Genomic DNA, 6,386 nt, shown 5'->3' on the forward strand with positions numbered 1-6,386 from the left:
CTTCGCCGCCGTGGCGGTGCCGGCGGCAATTTAAGCCAGGACTCTTCCGGCGGGACGCAGTGCAGGGTCCGGCCGATGAATTCCTCAATTGCCGGGATATAAAAGGAGTCCTCCTCGCAGGCAAAACTGATGGATGTACCGGCGGACCCGGCCCGGCCCGTGCGCCCGATCCGATGGACGTAATCCTCCGGGTCGTGGGGCAGGGTGAAATTGATGACGTGATCCATGCCTTCGATATGGATTCCCCGGCCGGCCACGTCCGTTGCCACCAGGATGCGGATCTTGCCCCCCTTGAATGCGTCCAAGGTCTGGATGCGCTTTTTTTGGGGCACCTCGCCGGAAAGAACCGCGCAGTTGATTTGATAGCGCTCGAGCATTTCCGCCAGTCGCCGGGTTTCATCACGCCGGTTGCAGAAAATAAGCACCTGCCGCAGATTTTGTTGGGTGATGATATTGTAGGTCAGGGCAAACTTCTCGTCCGTGGTGACAATGTAGACCACTTGCTCGACCGTATCCACGGCGACCTGGTCGGGCTCGATCTCGACGGAAACGGGATTGCGGGTCCAGCTGGTGCTCAAGCGGGTCACGTCGGGGGTCAGGGTGGCACTGAAAAACAGGGTTTGGCGCTTATCCTTGTGCGGGGTGCTGTAGACGATCTGCCGCACATCGGGAATGAACCCCATGTCCAGCATGCGATCGGCCTCGTCGATGACCAGCACTTCCACCTGGCTGAGATCCAGGTCCCGTCGGCGTTTGAAGTCCAGCAGGCGACCCGGCGTGGCCACAATGATGTCCACGAGGCGCCCATGCAACTGCCGTCGCTGTTTTTCATAATCCATACCGCCAAAAACGCTGACAATGGATACACCGCAATAGGCCGACAAGAGTTTGGCTTCACCGGCGATCTGCAGCACCAGTTCACGGGTAGGGGCAATAATCAACACACGGGGCGTTCCCGCTTGCGTTTGCCCTTGCCGTGATGGTTAAGCAGCCTTGCCAGGATGGTGACGAGAAAGGCAGCGGTCTTCCCGGTACCGGTCTGGGCACGGCCGAAAGCATCGCAGCCCTTGAGGGTAGACGGCATAATTTCCGCCTGGATCGGCGTGCAGTACTGAAATCCGACGTCGGCAATGGCATGCAGCACGGCATCGGGAAGGTCAAGGTCGTGGAAACGCGTTTTTCCGGCCACCTCAGGGACCTGAAAAAGCTCACGCCGCCAGGGATCGGGCGCGGCGCCGGCATCTGCCTGGGTTGCGGTCGGGACGGCAACATGGCGGTCCATCGACTGGGTTCGGCGATCGCGCCGTTGTTTGCTTTCGGATTGTCCCGATGGTGCAGATGAAATGGATGGTTCGATGGCGTCGGCGGGTTCGGTGGCGTCGAGGGTGGACGATGAGAACCAGCTTCGGATGATGGTGATCAGTTTTCCTATCAAAACTTGGTTTACCTGCGCATCCTTTCATGATTTCGCCAAGGCTGGCGGATGGTGCCCGCGATGGAAAGCGGGTCTGAATTCAAATCCGTATTAATATACGGGGATCATTTAAGAATTGCAAGGGTTATTAGGCGTTGAAAGGGGGGCTTAAAACAGCCGGCGACTGGAAACATAACACTGCCGCCAAAAGCCTTCATCCATTCGGGAAATGGTCACCCCGTTGGTGGTGGAGGCATGCACGAATTGGTCCTGCCCCAGGTAGATGCCCACATGTGCCGCTCTGCGTCTGGGCTTGAAAAAACCAGGTCGCCGGGAGACAAGCGCTCTCGATCCACCCTTTGGCCGACCCGCATCATCGCCCTGGATGTCCGCGGCAGCTTAAGATCGAACAGCTTTTCATAGACCAGCATGACCAGTCCCGAGCAATCGATGCCCCGGTGGCTGAGTCCTCCCAGCCGATGGGGCGTTCCCAGCCAATCCTGGATTTCTTCCCGCAACATCGCTTCCGCCGTCGGTTCCTGAAAGTTGGGAATCGCCTGGGGCGGGCCCGGCAGGGACGCCAACGGCACTTGGGGGGCACGTCGGCAGACCGGTGCCTTGATACAGGGTGTGTTGGCCGGTGTCGTCGCGCAGCCCGCCACGGCAAACGACAGGAACATGGCCAGAAGGGATCGCCGTTGAAGGCATGGCGGTATCAGGAAAGCAGTCCCGGAAGGGTTCAAGACACCCTCGGTCATGCCCTTCCCCTTTCAAAAAGATGCGCGATCGTGGTCAAGCTGAAATCCATCTCGATGGACAAAAAATGGGAAATTGAGTGCAAGGTAATAATTGCATTTTTATCCGCGTCCTGGTTGCCCAGGCTGCGGATGCGCGCCAAAAGCCCCTCGTTGACCAACTGGACCCGGGCGTAGTTTTTTTCCAGTTTCTCGAAATCAAAATGTTTGGTTCCACTGCGCTTGTATTCGAAGTACTGCCCCAGCAAGAACATCGAGGTGCTACGCACCGTGGTCTCCTCCACGGAGGCAAAGGGCAAGTGGAAGCGAGCCATGGGTTTGAGAAAATTCATCACCGGACAGTCGCTGGTGGCCATGATAATCCCGAAAACCGACGTCAGGGCCTCCATGGCCGAGGTTTTTTTAGAGTAGGTCCGGTCAACGGTTTCACAAACCACCAGGCAGTTTTTATGGGACAGGATATCCTTGAATTTTTCCACCATGTCGGTAATGTTCACGGCAATGGGACAATAGCGCTGATGCGCGGGTGTCAGCGGGCATCCCCGGCACTGGTTGTAATCCAGTAGCGTCCAGTCGGCATAGGGCTCACAGGTGGCTGTCTGCATGGTCAAGGTGACGGGATCGAGAGTGATCTGGAAGCGTGTCTCTTGTCCGTCTTCCAGTTCAATGCGGTAATCAAAGCGATAGGCATCTTGATTCATGGGCATCTATCTTTGGTTAATGGTTAAGGCGGCCATCCTATACCCCGCTGGAATCAAAGCAAACACCGCGCCAACGAAAAAATTTTACGAATCCGTCAACCGTAGCGAATCCCCTCCACCGGATCCAACGCCGAAGCACTGGCTGCCGGATACAGCGTCGCCAGCAAACAGATCACCACCGTGCAAATTCCGATCGTGACAACATCCGTCAGATTGAGACTGACCGGTAAGGTAGTTAAAAAATAGACATCCCCGGGCAGTTTTATGAAAGGGTATCGCTTCAAAACCGCACAAAGTAAAAAGCCCAGGCCGCCACCGATAATCGTTCCCAAACAGCCGATCACCAACCCGTTCAATACAAAGATGCGCATGATATGCCGCTTGGTCGCCCCCATCGTCTTCAATATGGCGATATCCCTGGTTTTTTCCATCACCATCATGATGAGCGCACTGGCGATGTTGAATGCGGCCACAAGCACGATCAACGCCAAAATAATGAACATGACCGTTTTTTGAAGCCTCAGCATGGAAAAAAGGGTATGGTTCATCTGAATCCAATCCCGCGCCCAAAAAGGGAAACCGAGTCGGGCGACAATGGCATCGGCGATCTCCCGGGCCTGGTAGATATCGGCAACGCGCACCTGCAGACCGGTTGCCTGCCCTGGCATCTGCAACAGGCGCTGGGCGACATCCAGACGAACGAAGGCAATGGCGCCGTCGTATTCGTTCATGCCGGTTTCGAAGATACCCGCCACACGAAAGCGCATCACCGTCGGCATCTGGTTGGCGGCAGTTCCTTTTCCGAGCGGGGAAATGAGAAAAACCGGATCACCGAGCCGGACCTTCAATTTATCAGCCGTGACCCGCCCGATCACCAGGCCCGGAGCCTTGCCGGCGGCTTCATCCGGTGCGGCTTCCCGCAATGCAGCGTTGAGGTCTTTGTGCTTGGCAACAAAAACGGGGGGACCCGGCCGCGACGGGTCGAGCGCCTTGAGCACGGCCCCGGTAACCGCGTGGGGGCTGCGCAACATCACCTGCGTGTAAATGAAGGGGACCGCGGATTTTACACCGTCAATGGATTCAATGGCATCGACGGTCCGATCGATGTCGGTCACGGGTTCATTGTAGCGCATCACCAGGATATGGGATTCGATACCCAGAATACGGTTCTGCAGTTCCGATTCGAATCCGCTCATCACGGCAATCACGACAATCAGGGCCATCACCCCCACGGCGATGCCCAGCGTGGCCAAAACGGTAATCAGTGAAATAAAGGCTTGCTTATGTGGGGTTTTCAGATAACGGGTACCCACAAACCAGGTAAAGGACATCGCCATCCCCTAAAGCCGTTTGTTTTTGATGGGGGCTGGGTAAATCCCGGGCGTTGATCCAGGAATGGGAAATGCGTTTACCCATTTTTCAAAAAAGCCCATGGGACCGGCGGCGCCGATGATCGCATAAGCGAATCCGGCCTGGGCCATGGCATGCATCGTGTAGAGCAAAACCGTCCGCCCGATGCCCTTCTGACGATCGGCCGGATCGATGCCAATGGGACCGAAAAAATTGCGGCAGGTACTGTCATGGCAGGCAAAGCCGATGATCCTGTCCCCGGAGATGGCAATGACACACGCAATGGGCATGCGAGAGAAGGCCACGTCACATTCAGAGGCCCATCCGTCACCAAAAAGGCCTTTCACCCAGCTCGTCACCAGCCGTTTTTCACTGGCCATGGCCCGGCGAACGACAACCGCTTGTTTGCCAACGGTATCGAGGGCGGGCTTGAGATCGGGGAGATCATACAGTTTTACAAGAAGATCCGTCATGGGATAGCCTATCGACCGCTACTGGACGTCCGGCGATCGTCCTCAACCAATTGTTCTGTTCAGACTACCGGTCACATAGCCCTCGAGATCGGCACAGACATGGAAAAACCCGATCCGCCGCAACTGCCCGGCAACACGGCTGCGCATCGGTTCGCTGACCAGGGCGGACAGCTCTGACAAGGGAACCTCGATACGGGCGATATCGCATGATGACGAACCCGGCATCCGGTGAAACCGGCCTCTGCCAGCACCTGCTCGGCGTCCCTCACCTGAGCTATCTTTTCCGGAACGATCGCCGTCCCGTAGGGAAAGCGCGTGGCCATGCAGGCCATGGCCGGTTTGTCCCAAACCGGAAGTCCGCGGTCGCGGGCCAATTGGCGAATATCGGCCTTGGTCAACCCCGCATCCATCAGCGGTGCAACGACGCCCAATTCCCGTGCAGCCCGCAAGCCGGGCCGATAGTCCTTCCGATCATCCCCATTGGCACCATGGGCCAGATAAGGGATCCCCTGTTCCCGAACCAGGGTCAAGAATTGACCGAAAACATTTTTCTTGCAGATATAGCAACGGTCTGGCGGATTGGCTAGGAAATCGGCATCCTGCATTTCATTCGAATCGACGATCAAATGGGTCACACCAAGCGCGCCGGCGATGCTTTTGGCATCATCAAGCTCCTGCTGCGGATGGATCACCGAGCGCGCGGTGAGCGCGATGACGCATTCACCGAGCACGTCATGGGCAAGGGCCAGCAAAAGTGCGCTGTCGACGCCTCCGGATAGGGCCACGGCCAGGCGTTCAAAGGTTTTTAACCGCCTCATCAATGCTGCTTTTTTATCCGTCAGCAACATGCTGGGCGGTTCCTTTCAAGGGGTTCCGGAACGCTCCGGCAGGCCCTGCAAAATCCCAAAAAATTATTTACAAGCAGAACTTGATCCTTTATAAGTCTTGGTTGTCACACCGTTTTACTATATCCAATCCAAATACAAATTCAAAGGGGTTTTTCATGGGGAAAAAAAGCCTGATCAAATCCACTTCAAAAAAGAAGCGCGCTCCAAAAAAGTGCCGGGGCCGCATCGACTACGGGCAAGAAGGCGCCCGCCAAAAAAAAGGCACCCAGCAAGCCGAAACCCGCTGCTGCTAAATCGGCTCCCTCAGCCGCCAAAAAAGCAGCCGCCAAGAAAGCGGCGCCCCAAAAAGCTCAGCCGGTGTCGGTGAAAGACCTTTTGAAGCGGCAATTTGACAGCGAAACCCCGCAAGCCCTCTATACCGTACCCCAGGCCATGCGTGAAACCTCTGTTTTTTCCGCACCTGAATTTCTAGCGGGATTGAGTACCGAAGACGCCAAGCGTGTCAAGGGGTTGCTGGCCAATACATACAGCGCGGAAGATCTCAAAGCGGCTGCCAAGGTTCCTCCTCCCTCACGCGCCGAACTGATCCAGAAAAAATTCGATGTCGTGGTACCGGAAACGCTATATACGGTTCCTCAAGCGATGGTGGAAGCATCAGCCTTTACCGCGCCCGATCGATTGGCAGGATTGAATGCCGATGAGGCCAAGCGCGTCAAGGCGCTCCTGGCGAATACCTACAGCGAAGCGGATCTGAAAGCCGCTGCCGAGAAGGCCGCTGCCGAAAAGGCCGCTGCAGAGAAGGCCGCTGCAGAGAAGGCCGCTGCCGAGAAGGCCGCTGCCGAGAA

9 protein-coding genes are annotated in these 6,386 nt (G+C 56.5%); 1 reads left to right on the forward strand and 8 read right to left on the reverse strand.

All coding sequences use genetic code 11. The features are described from left to right. The 8 genes from JCM12296_RS31755 to larE all read right to left on the reverse strand — a co-directional run. The coding region (locus JCM12296_RS31755; RefSeq protein ID WP_246805201.1) for a helicase-related protein at positions 1-941 on the reverse strand (941 nt) is incomplete at its 3' end. Next, the gene (locus tag JCM12296_RS46485) at positions 938-1,435 is read right to left on the reverse strand and encodes a DEAD/DEAH box helicase (RefSeq protein ID WP_054701519.1); all 498 of its coding nucleotides are present in this window, start codon (positions 1,433-1,435) and stop codon (positions 938-940) included. The genes JCM12296_RS46485 and JCM12296_RS31755, both read right to left, overlap by 4 nt. A 147-nt stretch (positions 1,436-1,582) precedes the next feature. Continuing rightward, positions 1,583-1,705 carry an NlpC/P60 family protein gene (locus JCM12296_RS51085; RefSeq protein WP_172684212.1) on the reverse strand — a complete coding sequence of 41 codons (123 nt, stop codon included), beginning with the start codon at positions 1,703-1,705 and terminating at the stop codon, positions 1,583-1,585. Next, the gene (locus JCM12296_RS31765; RefSeq protein WP_054701523.1) at positions 1,648-2,172 is read right to left on the reverse strand and encodes a C40 family peptidase; all 525 of its coding nucleotides are present in this window, start codon (positions 2,170-2,172) and stop codon (positions 1,648-1,650) included. The genes JCM12296_RS51085 and JCM12296_RS31765 overlap by 58 nt, the downstream gene beginning before the upstream one ends. Continuing rightward, positions 2,169-2,870, reverse strand: a complete 702-nt coding sequence (locus JCM12296_RS40570; protein ID WP_054701525.1) for a DUF6901 family protein — start codon at positions 2,868-2,870, stop codon at positions 2,169-2,171. Before JCM12296_RS40570 ends, JCM12296_RS31765 begins: the two co-directional genes overlap by 4 nt. Before the next feature lie 95 nt (positions 2,871-2,965). Beyond that, the gene (locus tag JCM12296_RS31775) at positions 2,966-4,201 is read right to left on the reverse strand and encodes a lipoprotein-releasing ABC transporter permease subunit (protein WP_054701534.1); all 1,236 of its coding nucleotides are present in this window, start codon (positions 4,199-4,201) and stop codon (positions 2,966-2,968) included. A 9-nt stretch (positions 4,202-4,210) separates the two neighbouring features. Continuing rightward, positions 4,211-4,693: a GNAT family N-acetyltransferase gene (locus JCM12296_RS31780; protein ID WP_054701529.1), complete on the reverse strand. Its 483-nt coding sequence runs from the start codon at positions 4,691-4,693 to the stop codon at positions 4,211-4,213. A gap of 71 nt (positions 4,694-4,764) precedes the next feature. Continuing rightward, a complete protein-coding gene (larE, locus tag JCM12296_RS31785) occupies positions 4,765-5,541 on the reverse strand; it encodes an ATP-dependent sacrificial sulfur transferase LarE (protein ID WP_054701532.1) in 777 nt (258 codons plus the stop codon). Between the two features lie 363 nt (positions 5,542-5,904). Between larE and JCM12296_RS31790 the strand changes: the two genes are divergently transcribed. Next, a partial coding sequence (locus tag JCM12296_RS31790; protein WP_177342742.1) for a hypothetical protein occupies positions 5,905-6,386 on the forward strand: 482 nt, incomplete at its 3' end.

Source organism: Desulfosarcina cetonica JCM 12296 (genome assembly GCF_001311845.1).
GTDB lineage: Bacteria > Desulfobacterota > Desulfobacteria > Desulfobacterales > Desulfosarcinaceae > Desulfosarcina > Desulfosarcina cetonica.

What these genes read in the sequence shown, in the direction of transcription:
- JCM12296_RS31765 (WP_054701523.1), bottom strand. Translation starts at nt 2,172, where the DNA reads ATGACCGAGGGTGTCTTGAACCCTTCCGGGACTGCTTTCCTGATACCG.
- JCM12296_RS40570 (WP_054701525.1), bottom strand. Translation starts at nt 2,870, where the DNA reads ATGAATCAAGATGCCTATCGCTTTGATTACCGCATTGAACTGGAAGAC.
- JCM12296_RS31775 (WP_054701534.1), bottom strand. Translation starts at nt 4,201, where the DNA reads ATGTCCTTTACCTGGTTTGTGGGTACCCGTTATCTGAAAACCCCACAT.
- JCM12296_RS31780 (WP_054701529.1), bottom strand. Translation starts at nt 4,693, where the DNA reads ATGACGGATCTTCTTGTAAAACTGTATGATCTCCCCGATCTCAAGCCC.
- larE (WP_054701532.1), bottom strand. Translation starts at nt 5,541, where the DNA reads ATGTTGCTGACGGATAAAAAAGCAGCATTGATGAGGCGGTTAAAAACC.